General features: G+C 40.9%; 18 protein-coding genes. 13 read left to right on the plus strand and 5 right to left on the minus strand.

Translation table 11 applies throughout. The features are described from left to right. Positions 1-2: 2 nt before the first annotated feature. The 6 genes from HMPREF1019_RS05895 (at position 3) to HMPREF1019_RS05920 (ending at position 6837) form a co-directional block, all read left to right on the plus strand. Positions 3-2828, plus strand: coding sequence for a formate dehydrogenase subunit alpha (locus HMPREF1019_RS05895; protein ID WP_232210174.1), 2826 nt, complete (start codon positions 3-5; stop codon positions 2826-2828). Between the two features lies 1 nt (position 2829). Then, positions 2830-3471: a formate dehydrogenase FDH3 subunit beta gene (gene fdh3B / locus HMPREF1019_RS05900; RefSeq protein WP_009294800.1), complete on the plus strand. Its 642-nt coding sequence runs from the start codon at positions 2830-2832 to the stop codon at positions 3469-3471. A 220-nt stretch (positions 3472-3691) separates the two neighbouring features. Further along, positions 3692-4474: a formate dehydrogenase accessory sulfurtransferase FdhD gene (gene fdhD / locus HMPREF1019_RS05905; RefSeq protein WP_009294801.1), complete on the plus strand. Its 783-nt coding sequence runs from the start codon at positions 3692-3694 to the stop codon at positions 4472-4474. After that, positions 4467-5210: a winged helix-turn-helix domain-containing protein gene (locus HMPREF1019_RS05910; RefSeq protein WP_009294802.1), complete on the plus strand. Its 744-nt coding sequence runs from the start codon at positions 4467-4469 to the stop codon at positions 5208-5210. Before fdhD ends, HMPREF1019_RS05910 begins: the two co-directional genes overlap by 8 nt. Positions 5211-5235: 25 nt before the next feature. Continuing rightward, complete coding sequence (locus tag HMPREF1019_RS05915) at positions 5236-5424, plus strand: hypothetical protein (protein WP_002941192.1); 189 nt, start codon at positions 5236-5238, stop codon at positions 5422-5424. An 87-nt stretch (positions 5425-5511) separates the two neighbouring features. After that, a complete protein-coding gene (locus HMPREF1019_RS05920) occupies positions 5512-6837 on the plus strand; it encodes an aminotransferase class V-fold PLP-dependent enzyme (RefSeq protein ID WP_009294803.1) in 1326 nt (441 codons plus the stop codon). Between the two features lie 673 nt (positions 6838-7510). Here HMPREF1019_RS05920 and hisG read toward each other — a convergent pair. The 5 genes from hisG to HMPREF1019_RS05945 are packed head-to-tail and all read right to left on the minus strand — an operon-like array spanning position 7511 to position 10637. Continuing rightward, entirely contained in the window at positions 7511-8125 is a 615-nt protein-coding gene (gene hisG / locus HMPREF1019_RS05925; protein WP_002941288.1) for an ATP phosphoribosyltransferase, read from the minus strand. Next, positions 8122-8751, minus strand: a complete 630-nt coding sequence (locus HMPREF1019_RS05930) for a type III pantothenate kinase (RefSeq protein WP_009294804.1) — start codon at positions 8749-8751, stop codon at positions 8122-8124. The genes hisG and HMPREF1019_RS05930 overlap by 4 nt, the downstream gene beginning before the upstream one ends. Beyond that, on the minus strand, positions 8738-9070 hold the full coding sequence (locus HMPREF1019_RS05935) for a hypothetical protein (protein ID WP_009294805.1): 333 nt from the start codon (positions 9068-9070) through the stop codon (positions 8738-8740). The genes HMPREF1019_RS05930 and HMPREF1019_RS05935 overlap by 14 nt, the downstream gene beginning before the upstream one ends. Next, positions 9067-10074, minus strand: coding sequence for an L-seryl-tRNA selenium transferase (locus tag HMPREF1019_RS05940; RefSeq protein ID WP_009294806.1), 1008 nt, complete (start codon positions 10072-10074; stop codon positions 9067-9069). The genes HMPREF1019_RS05935 and HMPREF1019_RS05940 overlap by 4 nt, the downstream gene beginning before the upstream one ends. Then, a complete protein-coding gene (locus tag HMPREF1019_RS05945) occupies positions 10074-10637 on the minus strand; it encodes a hypothetical protein (RefSeq protein WP_009294807.1) in 564 nt (187 codons plus the stop codon). Before HMPREF1019_RS05945 ends, HMPREF1019_RS05940 begins: the two co-directional genes overlap by 1 nt. A gap of 124 nt (positions 10638-10761) precedes the next feature. Between HMPREF1019_RS05945 and gatC the strand changes: the two genes are divergently transcribed. From gatC to HMPREF1019_RS05980, 7 genes are read left to right on the plus strand one after another with little or no spacing between them, the layout of a single operon-like run. Continuing rightward, positions 10762-11049: an Asp-tRNA(Asn)/Glu-tRNA(Gln) amidotransferase subunit GatC gene (gene gatC, locus HMPREF1019_RS05950; protein ID WP_002941258.1), complete on the plus strand. Its 288-nt coding sequence runs from the start codon at positions 10762-10764 to the stop codon at positions 11047-11049. Between the two features lie 3 nt (positions 11050-11052). Next, positions 11053-12186 carry a type IV pilus twitching motility protein PilT gene (locus HMPREF1019_RS05955; RefSeq protein WP_009294808.1) on the plus strand — a complete coding sequence of 378 codons (1134 nt, stop codon included), beginning with the start codon at positions 11053-11055 and terminating at the stop codon, positions 12184-12186. Beyond that, positions 12186-12803: a CvpA family protein gene (locus tag HMPREF1019_RS05960; RefSeq protein WP_009294809.1), complete on the plus strand. Its 618-nt coding sequence runs from the start codon at positions 12186-12188 to the stop codon at positions 12801-12803. Before HMPREF1019_RS05955 ends, HMPREF1019_RS05960 begins: the two co-directional genes overlap by 1 nt. Beyond that, positions 12800-13267, plus strand: coding sequence for a Fur family transcriptional regulator (locus HMPREF1019_RS05965; RefSeq protein WP_002941362.1), 468 nt, complete (start codon positions 12800-12802; stop codon positions 13265-13267). The genes HMPREF1019_RS05960 and HMPREF1019_RS05965 overlap by 4 nt, the downstream gene beginning before the upstream one ends. A 4-nt stretch (positions 13268-13271) precedes the next feature. Then, positions 13272-14780 carry a lysine--tRNA ligase gene (gene lysS, locus HMPREF1019_RS05970; RefSeq protein WP_232210185.1) on the plus strand — a complete coding sequence of 503 codons (1509 nt, stop codon included), beginning with the start codon at positions 13272-13274 and terminating at the stop codon, positions 14778-14780. Further along, positions 14777-16021: a serine hydroxymethyltransferase gene (locus tag HMPREF1019_RS05975; RefSeq protein WP_009294811.1), complete on the plus strand. Its 1245-nt coding sequence runs from the start codon at positions 14777-14779 to the stop codon at positions 16019-16021. Before lysS ends, HMPREF1019_RS05975 begins: the two co-directional genes overlap by 4 nt. Next, entirely contained in the window at positions 16021-16563 is a 543-nt protein-coding gene (locus HMPREF1019_RS05980) for a DUF1882 domain-containing protein (RefSeq protein WP_002941307.1), read from the plus strand. The genes HMPREF1019_RS05975 and HMPREF1019_RS05980 overlap by 1 nt, the downstream gene beginning before the upstream one ends. Positions 16564-16568: the final 5 nt, after the last annotated feature.

Consider the following 16568-nt stretch of genomic DNA (forward strand, 5'->3'; position numbering starts at 1 on the left):
AAATGTCTGAAGCTAGATTAAACGCTACGCCAAACAACATCGGCCGTAGATCGTTTTTAAAAATGGCTGCATTAGCAGGTGCTAGTGGAGCGGCCGGCTTTGCAGCAAGCAATGTCACAAGAGAAGCAACAGCTCAAGAGATGGCAAACCCATTTCCAGACTCAAAAATAGTAAAAACTGTCTGCACAGTTTGCTCTGTAGGATGCGGAGTGCTAGCAGAGGTAGAAAATGGTGCATGGGTACGTCAAGAAGTAGCACAAGATCACCCAGTAAGTGCTGGTGGTCACTGCTGTAAAGGTGCAGACGTTATCGATATGGTGCGCTCACACTGCCGTGTAAAATATCCGATGAAAAAAGTTGGCGGCAAGTGGCAACGCATCTCTATGACGCAAGCACTTGACGAGATCGGTGCAAAGCTAAAAGCTTACCGCGAGAAAAATCCAGAGCAAGTAATGTTTTTAGGATCAGCAAAAGATAGCAACGAGCAGAGCTACTACATAAGCAAATTCTCTGCGATGTTTGGGACAAACAACCTAGATCACCAAGCAAGAATTTGACATAGCGCAACAGTCGCCGGTGTGGCGAATACGTGGGGTTATGGAGCTATGACAAATCACCTTGGAGATATCCAAAACGCGAAGTCTATCTTTATAATCGGCGCAAATCCAGCGGTAAATCACCCAGTTGGCTTTAGACACTTTTTAAAAGCGAAAGAGAATAATGGCGCAAAACTAATCGTTGTCGATCCAAGATACACAAGAACAGCTGCAAAGGCTGATTATTTCGCACAAATTCGCCCAGGCACAGACATACCATTTATGTATGGCATGATGAATCTCATCTTTGAAAACGGCTGGGAAGATAAGAAATTTATAGATGAGCGCACATACGGCATCGATGAGATCCGTAAAGAGGCTGCAAAATGGACACCAGAAGTCGTTGAAGATGTGACTGGAGTGAGCGCTGCAACGCTAAAAGAGATCACAGAAATTTATGCTAAAAACCGCCCTGGCTCAGTCGTTTGGGCGATGGGTCTAACTCAGCACACAATAGGCAGCTCAAATACTCGTATAGCTCCGATCTTACAACTAGTGCTTGGCAACATGGGCGTAAGTGGCGGCGGATGTAACATCTTAAGAGGCCACGACAACGTTCAGGGCGCTAGCGACATGGCAAACGCACCTGATAGCTTGCCTGGATACTACGCTAAAAACGAAGCTACATGGAAATATTTTGCCAAAATGTGGAAGGTGGATTACGAGTGGCTACAAGGAAATTTCGTAAAACCAGAGTGGATGATGAAGCCTGGATTTACCCTAGCTCGCTGGTGGGCTGGCGTGCTTGATGGCAAAGATGGCAACGACGCTATCGAAAACGCAGGCGATAGCCTAAAAGCTCTTGTAGTTATAGGTAACGGCATAACATCTACTGCACAACAAGCAAAGGTTCAAGAGGGTCTTGACGGACTTGAGCTTTTAGTGCTTATGGATCCATTTGTAAATGATGCTGGCGTTATCACTAATAAAAAAGATGGAGTTTATCTTATCCCAGCAGCAACTCAATATGAAACTAGCGGCACAGTCGTAGCTACAAACAGAAGTGGTCAATGGAGAAGCCAAGTATGTAAGCCACTTTATGAGAGCATGCCAGATCATGAAGTTTTATTTGAACTAGCTAAACGCATAGGCTTCTATGATGAGCTAACTCGCACTATAAGAGATGCCGATGGCAAGATAGAGTGGCCAGAAGCTGCTACCCGCGAGATAGCAAATATCGTAAAAAGCATCGGACTTACAGGCTGGACACCTGAGCGCCTAAAACGTCACCAAGAGAACTGGGATAAATTTGATGAAAAAACTCTTATGGGCAAAGAGGGCACTGACGTAGCTGGTGAGTATTACGGCTTGCCATGGCCTTGCTGGACGGAAAAGCACCCTGGTAGTCCAAATTTATATGATATAAGCAAACCAGTAATGCAAGGTGGTATGGGATTTAGAAACCGCTTTGGTTTAGAGCACAACGGCGTTAATCAGCTTGCTGCAATGGGCTCTGCTCCAGAGCAAGGCGCGGTAAATGGCGGATATCCTGAGATAACTAAGAAAAATATCGAAGAGGTTCTTGGCATAAAACTTACAGATGAAGAGCGTGAAAAAATGGGCGCTACATGGGCTACTGATGGCAGTGGCATAATCGCTGAAAAATGTATGCAAAAGGGCATAGCTCCATATGGCAATGCACGTGCTAGAGCGATAGTTTGGACATTTGTTGATCAGATCCCTCAGCATAGAGAGCCGATCCACTCACCAAGACCAGATCTAGCCAAGAAGTATCCAAGCTTTAAAGATAAAGCAAAACAATACCGCGTTGATACTAAATTTGAAAGCTTGCAACAAAGTAAGGACTTCTCAAAAGAATTCCCTATAAATTTAACTACGGGACGCCTTGTAAACTTCAGCGGTGCTGGTATGGAGACGCGTGCTAGCAAGTATCTATCACGCATTACGCCTGAGATGTTTGCAGACATCCACCCAGAGCTAGCTAAAAAGCATAGCATCAAAAACTGGGACTTCGTCTGGGTTCATTCACCTGAAGGCACTAAGATCAAGGTACGCGCTAGAATCGTACCATCGGTTAAACCAGATACTATATTCTTGCCATTCCACTGGGCTGGATATATGCAAGGTGTTGATATGACTGGAAATTTCCCTGAGGGAACAAGACCTTTTGCAGTTGGCGAGAGCGCAAATACCGTAACAAACTACGGATATGACATAGTCACTCAAATTCCAGAAACAAAAGGCGGTCTTTGCCGCATAGAAAGGGCATAATATGAGCGCATTTAACGATAACAATAGACTTAAATTTTACTGCGACACAGATAGATGCATTGATTGCAACGGCTGCGCAGTAGCATGTGATGAAGCTCATGAGTTGCCTATCGGCGTTAGAAGACGCCGCGTTATAACGCTAAATGAAGGTGTGCCAGGTAAAGAAATTTCAACGTCAATCGCATGTATGCACTGCGAAGACGCGCCTTGTTCGCTTGTTTGTCCGGTTGATTGTTTCTACATCCGAGCTGATGGCATCGTGCTTCACGATAAAGATATCTGCATAGGTTGTGGATACTGCTTATATGCTTGCCCATTTGGTGCGCCACAATTCCCTAAAGATGGTGCCTTTGGCGCAAGAGGCGTAATGGATAAATGCACCATGTGTGCAGGCGGTCCGCTACCAACTAATAGTGAAGAAGAGCGCGAAGTATATGGACAAGATAGAATTTCTGAGGGCAAGGTGCCAGTTTGTGCTGCGATGTGCTCTACAAAAGCTTTGTTAGTTGGCGAGTCAGATGTGATCGAAAAAATCTATAATGACAGAGTTGCTGCAAGAGGTTATGGTGAAAAGAACCTAAAACAAACTACTGTTTGGAAGATCGCTTACTACGCTGGCGACAGACTAAAATTAAAAGCGTAAATTTTATAGGTGCTTTTTGCACCTATAAAATTTGTTATTTTCTCTAATTTTATACTTTAAGAAATATGCCTATTTTGCATATCAAATTTTAATTACAATAACGTTTATTTCGTATCAAAATGCGTTTAAGCTTTTTGCTTTGTTTAAGCAAGTTTTTACTACAATCCAAAATTAAATTTAGCTTTTTGGGCTATCATTTGTGAAAACTTCAAGGAGCAAGATGGAACCGATTTATAAAACGCAGATCATCAAATATAAGGGTGAGCAAAAAGCGCAGGTTGATGATATTTTGGTGCGTGAGATCAAGCTTGAAATTTACATAAATGACAAAAAATTTGGTGCTGTTATGGCAACGCCAACGGATCAAAAGGCGCTTGCTGTGGGCTATTTGATCAGCGAAAATGTCATCACAAAGCCAGAAGACATAACTGAAGTTAGGCTCTCAAACGACGAGCTAAGCGTCTATGTAAGCGCCAAAGTGAACGAAAAACGGCTAGAGCAGTTTGACGAAGAAAAGGTCATAATAAGTGGCTGTGGCAGAAGCTCAACGGCAAATATCGACCCACAGGCGATGGCGGCAAGAGCCGTAAAAAGCGGGGCTAAATTTAACAAAGATATGATCCTTGCTCAAATGAAGGAGTTTTACACGCAGTGCGAGCTTTATGAGATGACTGGCTGCGTGCATACGGCAAAGCTTTTTGTGAGCGAAGATAAATTTTATATAGGCGAGGATATCGCTCAGCACAACACGATCGACAAAGCCGTTGGCAAGGCCGTTTTAGACGGAGCTAACTTAGCAAATTCATTTTTGATGGTGAGTGGCAGACTTAGCTCGGAAATGGTCGCAAAGGCTGTTATGCACGGCATCCCAGCGCTTATCTCAAGGACAGCGCCAACTAGCCTTGGAGTGGTGATCGCTCGTAAATTTGAGCTGACGCTTTGCGGCTTTGCAAGGGGCGAAAATATCAACGTTTATAGCGGTGAAGAGAGAATTTATGAGTAAAAATTTAGAAGAGCTAATAAAACAAACGCTAAATAAAAGTGGCAAACTTGACTGTGGTACGGCTTTTAAGATCGCAAACAAGCTTGGCATAGAAGTCGGCGAGGTAAGCGACGAGGCAACCAGACTTGGCATCAAGATAGACAACTGCGAGCTTGGGCAGTTTGGCGCCCTAGATAAAGACCGCGGTAAATTTACATTGTCACTAAAACTAAAAGAAGTGAGCGACGAAAAGGGCAGAGTTTTTTGCAAAGATGCAAGAGAGATGGCGGCGGCTAACGGCGGGCTAAAGACCATGCGCTCGACGCTTAGAGACTACGGCTTTGACGTGAAGTACTGTCAGCTAGGCTGTTTTAAGGAAAAGAAAGGCAAAAAGATGAGAGTAAAGACAAAGACTTGGATAGAAAACGACGAGGGCGAGCTTATATTTGGCAAGGGTAAAACCGAGGTTTTAGACGTTATAGCCGAGGTTGGCTCGATATCAAAGGCGGCTGAAATTTTAGGTATGAACTATAAAAAATGCTGGTCGCATCTACAAATTTTGCAAAAAAATTTAAAAGAAGATCTCTTTACGACCAAGCAAGGTGGCGGAGATAGTGCTGGCACCACGCTAAATGATAGAGCCCATGAGCTCATAAACGCCTATAAACAGCTTCAAAATGACATCGAAGACTATGCAAATAAGCGCTTTAAAGAGCTATTTTTAAAACAAGACGAGAAGAAAAACGATAAAAAATAAACCAAATTTTTAAAAGGAGAAAAACATGTATGTAAAACTAAATGACAGGACTTATCTAAACAAAGATAAGATCACTAGAATCAAGATCGATAGCGTTCAAGACGGCATTCGTATCCGTTTCTACGAGGGTGCAAACCAAGTTGCTAAGAGCCAAAGATTTGAGAGTGAAGCAAAAGCTAACGAGTGGTTAGAGAAAAACTTCTTAAACAAATAAACAGACGCGAGTGGGCGCCCTGCCCGCTTGTAACCTCACTTTATACAAAATTTCATTATAATCGCGCTTTTAACCAAAAGGAAAATCGTGCCAACCATAGATGAAGTAAGAAAAAATATCATTTTAAAAGATGGAATTTACTATTTTGACTACACGGCCTCAGGCCTTGCCTATGCGCCTATCGAAGATGAAATTTCAAAATTTTTAAAAACCTACGCAAACACTCACTCAGACAGCAGCTCAAGTGCTGTGCTAACGCAAAAACGCTACGAAAACGCAAGAGCCGAGCTAAAAGAGCTTTTGGGGCTTGATGAGAGCTTTTATCTAATAGCAACAGGCCAAGGCGCAACGGCTGCGATAAAGAAATTTCAGGAGATAATGGGAATTTATCTGCCGCCAACGACAAGAGCCTTGATCGGCGAAGCAAATTTAAGAAGCGTAAATTTACCACTAGTGCTTGTGGGGCCATACGAGCACCACTCAAACGAGATCAGCTTTCGCGAGGGGCTTTGCGACTGCGAGCGCATCAGACTTGATGAAAATGGCGAGATAGACTACGTGATGCTTGAGAGGACGCTAAAACTAAACGCAAAAAGAAAGATCATCGCCTGCTTTAGCGCCGCCTCAAACGTCACGGGAGTGAAAACTGACTACAAGAGAATTTACTCGCTCGTTAAGAAATTTGGCGGAGTGGTGGCATTTGACTGCGCAGCAACCAGCTCGCATGAAATTTTAGACGCCGCATACTTTGACGCAGCCTTTTTCTCGCCTCACAAGCTACTTGGCGGAGTTGGGAGTTGTGGGCTTTTAGCGATCAAAAAAGAGCTTTATACAAGCGATATACCAAGCTTTGCAGGTGGCGGCACCATCGCACTTGCGACGCCATCAAAGCACCTTTTTATAAAAAATGTCGAGCAGCTTGAAGAGGCTGGCACGCCATCTATCTTGGGGCTGGTGCGAGCAAGTCTAGCCTATAACTTACAAGCAAGCGTCGGATTAGAAAACATCAAAGCTCGCGAAGATGAACTGGCAAATTTCTTTGAAAAAGAGCTTAGCAGCATCGATGAGATCACCATTTATGGCCCTAAAAATGCAGAAAAACTGCCTATTTTTTCATTTAATGTGCGAGACATTTCGCCTTATGACTTTGCCGCAACACTTAGCAACAACTACGGCATACAAAGCCGCGCTGGTGTGATGTGTGCTGGGCCCTATGCTTTTGACCTGCTGAGGCTTAAAGAGAATAAGATCTTGGAGAAAAAGCCAGGTTTTGTAAGGGTGAGCATGCACTACACGCACACAAAAGAGGATGTGCTCTATCTCATAAACGCTATCAAATCATCTATCAAAAAGCACCACGAGCTTTGGGGTGAGGAAAAAGCGATGTATGAGATGTTTGGCGGTAAAATTTAGGCTAATTTATTAGGCTTTGAAATTTAAATGCTTTACCTTAAACAGCTTCTGCAAAATTAACTCTGTTTTTTTAAATTTAAACCAGCCTATCTATATAAAATTTAGTCAGTCTGAAATAAAATTTAAAATTTATCATAGTAGGACATAAGCTCAACAACAAAGCTTGCCTGCCCACTCAATAAAAATATTCAAATTTAACTTGTAACTTTAGTGGCGGTTACAACTTTTGATTTGCCCAAATTTTAATAGCAAGTTTTTTAAAAATAGGTTTTGAAATTTAAATGCTTTGCTTTAAGTAACTTCTGTAAAATTAGTTTTTTAAATTTAAACCTGCCTCATCTACATCAAATTTCTTCACTCCAAAATAAAATTTGACTATAAAACTAAAACCTATCATAGCAACACACAAACCCAATCAAAAACGCGCATCTTGCTACACCCAATCAAATAACTTCAAATTTAACTTGTAAATTTAGTAGCAGCTACTACTTTTTCTATCTTACTTAGCTCAAATTTTAATAGCAATCTTTTGCAATAGCCTAGAAAAACGAAATATTTTTACAATTTAAATAAAGTAAGCGGCATAAATTTAATATCCTATGCACTTAAATTTATTAGCTTCAGAGTGGATAAATTTAGGCGTTTTTAAATTTAGAAGCCGAAATTTCAAATTTTACTTTGAAATTTCATCTTTTATCTTTTGATAAAGCTCCAAAATTTCATCTTTTTTGATGATAAAACTATTTTTATTTGCGATCAGATAGGCTGAGCTTTGCATGATGTCGCCAGCCACTTTTAGTCCATTTTGCTTCATGGTTGAGCCAGTCTCTACCACATCGACGATCGCGTCGCTTAGCCCAACAAGTGGTGCTAGCTCGATCGAGCCATAGAGCTTGATGATCTTGACGCCAACGGCAAGCTTGGCAAAGTAGTTTCTGGTGATATTTGGCATTTTTGTAGCGATCTTTAGCTCAGACCTTGAAAAATCAAGTTCATCTTCGTTTTTTATGCCGATGCAGACCTTGCACTTGCCTATTTGCAGATCAAGCAGCCTCACTACATTTGGCTTATGCTCTTCAAGCACGTCAAGACCGACCACACCGATATCCGCCGCGCCTTCGGTGACGTAAGTTGGTATGTCTTGGTTGCGAACCATTAAAAATCTAAAATTTCCCTCTTCAAGGATGAGTTTTCTATCCTCAAACATAAAGCTCGAACCAAAAATTTTTCTAAAAATTTCAAGTGTATCTTCTGCGATCCTGCCCTTTGGCAAGGCTACTGTTATCATTTTAAAATATCCTTTTTCTCATCGATTATTTTTTGCATGGCACGAAAGATCAGCATCTTGTCGCAAATGGCATTTTTAAAAAATTTAGATAAAAAGTCACCATCTCCGCCAGTAAAATAGACTTTTTTGCTGCCTGCTAGCTTTGAAATGAGCGTGATAATGGGCTTTATGATGCCATAACTCACAGCGTCGCTCGTCTTTTGAGGCAACGCATCGATGTCTATTTGCGAATTTAGTGTCACATCAAGGCGTGGCGAGATGCTTTTATAGGCATTTAACATAGTTGCGATGCCTGGCAAGATGTAGCCGCCAAGATGAAGTGAGTTTGCCATTATATCAACGGTTATGGCACTTCCAGCATCTACTATAACGCCATCATTTATCATATAGCAACCTGCTTTTCTATCTACACCAAGACCTTGATATATCGTGTCTATCTCAAAGTAAGGCTCTAAATTTACAAACATTTCGTCCTTATCTATCATGCGCAAAATTTCTTCATTTACGCAGATAAAATAGACCTTTTCGTCTGGCTTATAGTTTTTAAATTCACTAACTTTTACGTGTGTGATCTTGCCATTTTGCAAAAAAGAGGCGTTGGTATTGCCGATATCACACAAAATCATAACAGCTCCAGCCTTCTTCTTTGAAGTAGTTTAGGGATTTTGAGCAAATTTGAGAGTTGTAAAAGATCACACGTTTTTTGATCTTGGTTTGAAATTTCTCTTCAAATTTAGTGCAAATTTCATTTATCTCGCTGGCTTCTTTGAGCAAAAGCCTGCTCTTTGCACTCCTTAAAAAAACGATCTCGTAGAAATTTTTTGTATCGACACCAAAAAACGCCTCAAGCGAGCGTTTCTTGGTAAATTCGCTAAGCTCAAGCCTTTTTAGATCCCTTAGCAAGATCTTTTTAGCTTCAAAAAGCTCCCAAATTTTTTGGTTCATTGCCCTAGATTAACATACTCGTTATCGTAGTAAAATGCGCCATTACCCATGAAGCTTTTATCTTTTATCTCGTCGCTAAATTCATAAATTTCAGCTCCGCTAAGGTCTAAATTTGTCTTTATAACATAGCCTGTTTTTTCGATGACATAAAGCTTATTGTTGATGATAGTAGCCGCTGAGAAGATAGCAAATTTGAAATTTACCTTATTTTGCTCTTTTAGCATGAGGTCTGTTCTTACTATCGTGCCATCTTTTTTAAAGATGTAAATTTCATCGTTATGAACTAACACGTCTTTGATCTCACCGTCATAATAAACTGTCTGGCTTGGGTTGATGACGATTAGTTTTTTAGCTGTTGCTGCGATTAGGTTATCGCCCTCAACGCCTAAAAATATGATGTTGTTAAAGAAATTTTCAGAGCTTACGACAACGTCGCGCAAAATTCTACCAGTATCTTTTTGCACGATGTAAATTTTACCATCAAGCGCTGGATAGACGATGAGCGAGCTCATAAAATAAGGCGCAACAACTCTTGAGTCTACTGCTGCGATGTCAGACGAGCTATACTCCATGATCGTAGTTGCGGTGTTTGTGTCGATAAGATAGATGTGGTTTGACGCGCTGATCGCTGCAAGCTGGTTGTGGTCAAGCGAAGCTGCTACGATCGCAGTTGGAAATTTACCGCTATAAACGCTGTGTCCGCTAGGATCAGTCACATTTAGATCGCCATTTATGCTAGCTGAGATGATAAAGCCATTTTCTTCATTTAAAAAGTTGAAATTTTCAGGCAAAGTAACACTTGTGTTTAGGCCAGTTTTTGTGACGATATTGCCGTTTGCTAGCGTCGCGCCGTTTGCATTTGCTGATTTGATGTAAGAAGGAAGATCTTTTGATAAAGATATCTCGCCAGAAGTTTGCGCAGGCTCAAAATATTGTCTTTTTGTGCCGCATCCGCTTAGAACTAAAGCCAAGGCAAAAGCCAAGAATAGTGTAAGTTTTTTCATTATTTTATTCCCTGATAGTGTTTTAAATTTTTAACTAAAGTTTGTAGTTGTGAGTCGAGTGCGATCTTGTCAAATTCCACATTTGCCTCTTTGATCTTGTTTTCTTTTAAGAGCTCAAAACCTTTTAAAAGCGCGTTATATTCTTTTAAAATTTCAGAATTTGCGTTGCCAGTTTGTGAAAGGATGATATCTTTTACAAGAGGATTTATCTGTAAATTTGCAAGCTCGCTAATGCCCTTTGTATCGTTTTTATCAAGCATTTGCCCAAGTGAGAAAAGCGCATACATATTTGGCTCTTTCTCTTTTAAAACACTTAAAGCATTTGCGTCATTTGGGTTTAAAATCAGCTTTGAATAGGCCAAATTTGCCTCTTCGACTCTGTTGTCATTTAAAATTTTGCTCGCATAAAAGCCAACAGCTGCAACGATCGCTGCTGCGCATAGCACGATCAGTAAAGTTTTGTATTTCCTAAAAAAACGCTCTCCCTTGATCATACTCTCAAGAAACTGCTCTTGGGCGTCGATCTCTTTTTTTATCTCGGTTAAGTCTTCTTTTATAGCCAACGTTTTTCCTTGCTTTTGAAAAATTTTAATTCGCAGATTTTAGCATAATTAAATTAAAAGTAGCCCAAAATTAAAGCTTGAATGTGATATAATGCCTCAAAATCAATTAAAAGGTTGCTTAATAATGCAAATAGACGACACTCTCTTAAATAAACTAGAAAAACTCTCCGCATTACAAATTAATGATGAAAAAAGAGAAGAGATCAAGAAGCAATTAAGTGAAATCGTATCTTTTGTCGATGTTTTAAACGAGCTCGATCTAAGCAGCGATGAGGCTGTAGTTAGCTCTATAAAAGGTGGCACTCCATTAAGAGAAGATGAGCCACATTTAAGTAACGTTGTCGATGAAATTTTAAAGCACGCCCCTTCACGCGAGGGACACTTCTTTGCCGTGCCAAAGATCATAGAGTGAAATATGGATCTAATCGAACAACTAAGAGCGCAAAGCTCGGACGCTCAAGCCAAAGCATCGGAGAGCAATCTCTCTGGTGACATCCAAACGCTTCTAAAAACCGTTGTTTTCAATAAAGCCAGTGACCTCCACCTAGTCTCAAGGTCTGAACCTCAGATAAGGATAGATGGCACTTTAAGACCGCTTGAATTTGGCGTGCTAAGTGGCAAAGATATAGAAAATTTATGCTACGCTCTAATCACAGACGCCCAAAAGAGCGAGCTTGAAAACAATAAAGAGCTTGACTTTGCTATTGAGCTTCCAAATATCGGCCGCTTTCGTGGCAACTACTACTACACGATGAATGGCGATCTAGCCGCAGCTTTTCGTATCATACCTATCGACATCCCTTCGCTTGATGATCTAAATGCACCACAAATTTTTAAATATATCATCAAACGTGAAAAGGGCCTTATCCTAGTTACTGGACCAACAGGCAGTGGTAAATCAACGACGCTTGCTGCGATGCTTAATGAGATAAATTTAAATTATAGAAAGCACATCATCACCGTTGAGGACCCAGTAGAGTTTGTGCATAACAACAAAAAAGCCCTATTTTCACATAGAAATATCGGCACCGACACGCACTCTTACTCAAAGGCACTAAAATTTGCACTTCGCGAAGACCCAGATATCATACTTGTGGGCGAGATGAGGGATAGAGAGACGATCTCTACGGCTATTACAGCAGCTGAGACTGGACACCTAGTCTTTGGCACGCTTCACACAAACTCGGCTATACAAACTATAAATAGGATCGTTGATAGCTTTGATGGAAGCGAGCAGCTTCAAGTAAGAAATATGCTTAGCGTTTCGCTAACTGCCGTCATCTCACAAAGTCTGATCCCAAAAATAGGCGGCGGAAGGTGCGCTGTGCATGAAATTTTGATAAATAACATGGCGATATCAAACTTGATACGCGAAAACAAAGTACATCAAATTTACTCTCAAATGCAGCTAAATCAGCAACAAACCGGCATGAGTACGCAGACTCAAGCCCTGATGAAAGCACTAAAAGAGGGCTTGATCACAAAAGAAAACGCGCTAGCCTACTCGACTAGCCAGCAAGAACTTCAAAATTTAATAGGAACTGTATGATGGATTTAGTAACTTGGTTTGACATTATCGTCATCGCCCTTGTCCTGATACTTGGCGTAAAAGGCATAATAAACGGGCTTATAAAAGAGTCATTTGGGCTTATCGGACTTATTGGCGGCCTAGTTGTCGCTAGTAGATTTTCAGATGTAGCTGAGAGCTTCATAAGCAAAAATATCTATAAATTTGAAAATCCTTCATTTTTACAGTTTGTCGCATTTATCGGACTTTGGCTAGTTTTTTGGCTAGTTTGTCTGCTAGTTGGCAAATTTTTATCAAAGATAGTTTCAGTAAGCGGCCTTGGCTTTTTAGATAGGCTTGGTGGATTTGTCATGGGAAGTGGCAAAATTTTCCTCACATTTTCAGCAGTCGTCGCCGTAATGTCAGGCACTTCGCTAAATAAAATGATCGAGCCATACTTCACAAACAGCAAGGTCTATCCGCTCCTACTTGAAACTGGTAGATGGATAACAAATATCGATGTGAAAAACATCAAAAATGAGCTAGATGAGATGGTAGTAAGACCAAAGGATACAAACAAGAGTGATGCATTTATATCAATGGATGCAAATGCGAGCACAAACACCGACACAAACGTCACTAAAGGGGAAGAAAAATGATAGAAAATTTAGAATATGATGCCTTGCTTGAGAAATTTAAAAGAGTTCTTCGCGACAACGGTTTAAAATATACAAAACAGCGTGAAATTTTACTAAAAACGCTTTATAACAACGACGAGCACTTTACGCCAGAGAGGCTATATCTTTTCATAAAAGAAACCTATCCTGAGCTAAATATCGGCATAGCAACTGTTTATAGGACGCTAAATTTACTAGAAGAATCAGAGATGGTAACATCTATCAGCTTTGGCTCACAAGGCAAGAAATTTGAGCTTGCCACAAAGCCACACCACGACCACATGATATGCAGAAAATGCGGCCTTATCATAGAATTTGAAGATCCTATGATAGAAAAAAGGCAAATAAGCATCGCAAAAGAGCATGGCTTTAAACTAACTGGTCACATGATGCAGCTTTATGGAATTTGCGAAAAATGTTCAAAAAATAATATAAAGGGAAAGTAAGGTGATATTTGACAACCAACACGAAATTCAAAGATTAGAAAGCATAGACGAGCTTAGAAATTTAGGTATAAATCCATATCCACATTTTCTTAGAAGAGATATGAATATCTCTAAATTTAGACTTAAATTTAACTATATAAAAGATACAGAAGAGAAAAAAGCAGAGGGGCAGCTAGTTGGCCTTGCAGGCAGGATAAAGCTGATCCGTGACGCTGGTAAAGCGGTCTTTGCAAACATCGAAGACGAAAATGGAAATTTACAAATTTATTTTAGTAACAAGACACTTGACCCAGAGTGGTTTAAAATCGTTAAAAAATATGTAGAAATAGGCGACATCGTATATGTTAGAGGCTACGCTTTTATAACAAAAACTGGCGAATTTTCAATGCATGTAAATGAGCTTAGCTTAGCTACAAAATCGATAAGTCCGCTTCCAGAGAAGTACCACGGGCTAGTTGATGTTGAGACAAGATATCGCCAAAGATACCTCGATATGATAATGAACCCCGAGGTTAGGGCTGATTTTAAACGCCGCTCGGTTATCGTTAGCACGATTCGCAGATTTTTCGAGGATAAGGGCTTTTTAGAGGTTGAAACTCCAATGCTTCACCCAATAGCTGGCGGCGCAAATGCAAAACCATTTGTGACATTTCACAACGCTCTTGGAGTTGAGAGATACCTAAGGATCGCACCTGAGCTATATCTAAAACGCCTTATAGTTGGCGGTTTTGAAGCTGTTTATGAGATGAATAGAAACTTCAGAAATGAGGGTATGGACCTAACCCACAACCCTGAATTTACAAGCATAGAGTTTTACTGGGCATACCACAACTACCACGATCTAATGGGCATCACAGAGGATTTATTTAATGTCATTTTAGACAAGCTAGATATGGGAAAAGTGATACATTTTGACGGCATGGAAATTGATTTTAGTAAGCCATTTAAACGCATAAGCTACAAAAAAGCCTTAGTTGAGATAGGCGGGCTTGCTGAGGATGTGGTAAACGACAAGGATAAAATTTTAGCAAAACTAAGAGCTGACGGCTTTGAGGCAAACGAGAAGCTTGACCTTGGCCACTTACAGGCTGAACTCTTTGACAACTACGTAGAGAGTAAGCTCATCCATCCAACTTTTGTCATAGACTATCCGATCTCTATTAGCCCGCTTTCAAGAAGAAGCGACACAAATCCTGATGTGGCAGAGAGATTTGAGCTATTTATCGCTGGTAGAGAGCTAGCAAATGGCTTTAACGAGCTAAATGATCCGATCGATCAATACAACCGCTTTAAGGCTCAAATCGATGCTAAAAACGCAGGCGATGACGAGGCTCACGAGATGGACGAAGACTATGTAAAAGCCCTAGGATACGGCATGCCACCAGTTGCAGGCGAAGGCATAGGCATCGACAGACTTGTTATGCTTTTAACAGATAAAAAATCAATACGCGACGTTGTCCTCTTCCCGGCGATGAGGCCACTAAAAACTGAGACAAAGGAGAACGAAAAATGAGTTTGCAAAGCTACGATAAAGATATTTACGACCTAGTAAATTTAGAGTTAAAACGCCAGTGTGATCACCTTGAGATGATCGCTAGTGAAAATTTCACATATCCAGAAGTCATGGAAGTGATGGGCTCAATCCTAACAAACAAATACGCCGAAGGCTACCCTGGAAAAAGGTATTATGGTGGCTGCGAATTTGTCGATGAGATCGAGCAGATCGCCATCGATAGATGTAAAGAGCTCTTTGGATGTGAATTTGCAAACGTTCAGCCAAACTCAGGCTCTCAGGCAAACCAAGGCGTTTATGGTGCTTTGCTTAACCCGGGCGATAAAATTTTAGGCATGGATCTAAGCCACGGCGGACACCTAACTCATGGCGCAAAGGTAAGCAGCTCTGGCAAGATGTATGAGAGCTTCTTTTATGGCGTAGAGCTTGATGGTCGCATAAACTACGATAGAGTTATGGATATCGCAAAGATAGTAAAACCAAAGATGATCGTTTGTGGCGCTAGCGCATACACAAGAGAGATCGAGTTTAAGAAATTTAGAGAGATAGCTGATGCTGTTGGCGCGATACTCTTTGCAGACGTTGCTCACATCGCTGGCCTTGTAGTAGCCGGTGAGCATCAAAATCCTTTCCCGCACTGCGACGTCGTAAGCTCAACTACACATAAAACTCTAAGAGGCCCAAGAGGCGGTATCATCATGACAAATAACGAAGAGTACGCTAAAAAGATAAACTCTTCTATCTTCCCAGGCATCCAGGGCGGACCACTAGTTCACGTCATCGCTGCAAAGGCAGTTGGCTTTAAACACAACCTTAGCCCTGAGTGGAAAATTTATGCTAAACAAGTAAAAGCAAACGCTAAAAAACTTGGCGAAGTGCTAATTAGCAGAGGCTTTGATCTAGTAAGTGGCGGCACCGATAACCACCTAATCTTAATGAGCTTCTTAAATCGCGAATTTAGTGGAAAAGACGCTGATATCGCTCTTGGAAATGCTGGCATAACAGTAAATAAAAACACGGTCCCAGGCGAGACACGAAGTCCGTTTATCACAAGCGGCATACGTGTAGGTAGCCCAGCTCTTACAGCTCGCGGCATGAAAGAGGCTGAATTTGAGCTAATAGCAAACAAGATCGCCGATGTTCTAAGCGACATCAACAACACCTCTTTGCAAGAGAAGACAAAAGCCGAACTAGTCGATCTTGCTCATAAATTTATAATCTACGATAAAGCGACATTTTGATGCAAAGTATTGATACATCTCTTATAAAGATAATAACGACCCACTACTACATCAAACGTGACACGATCGTCAATAAGATAGAGTACAAGGGTAAAATTTTCTTTGATAAATTTGAAAAGATCAACGAACCACTAACTTATAGTGTCATGAAAGAGCATGAGGAGGGCAAAGCTATAATCGCCCACTCGCTAATCAATGCAAGTGACAAGGTCGAAAATATAGTCTTTGACTACAACGGCAGAACTCCAGATAGGTTTTGGCATAGAGCTCAGCTTCTTTTAAGAGAAGAAGGCTTTATAAATTTCACAGCCTACGAGACCAAGACGCCAGGACATTTGCACCTTTATGTGCATAAAGGTCACACTACGCTAAATGAAGCTTGCACGCTTGCAAATATGCTAAGCGCAAAGCTCTCACAAAAGTTAGCCAAAGAGTGGAGAATGTTCCCAAATCAAGATATGCCAAAAGAATTTAATATCCTAACTTTGCCATATAACCTCTATCAAAAAGAGCGTGGGGCAAGTTGGTCAAAATATATGTAAGGAGA

The sequence above is a fragment of the Campylobacter sp. 10_1_50 genome (assembly GCF_000238755.1).
GTDB classification, from domain to species: domain Bacteria; phylum Campylobacterota; class Campylobacteria; order Campylobacterales; family Campylobacteraceae; genus Campylobacter_A; species Campylobacter_A concisus_R.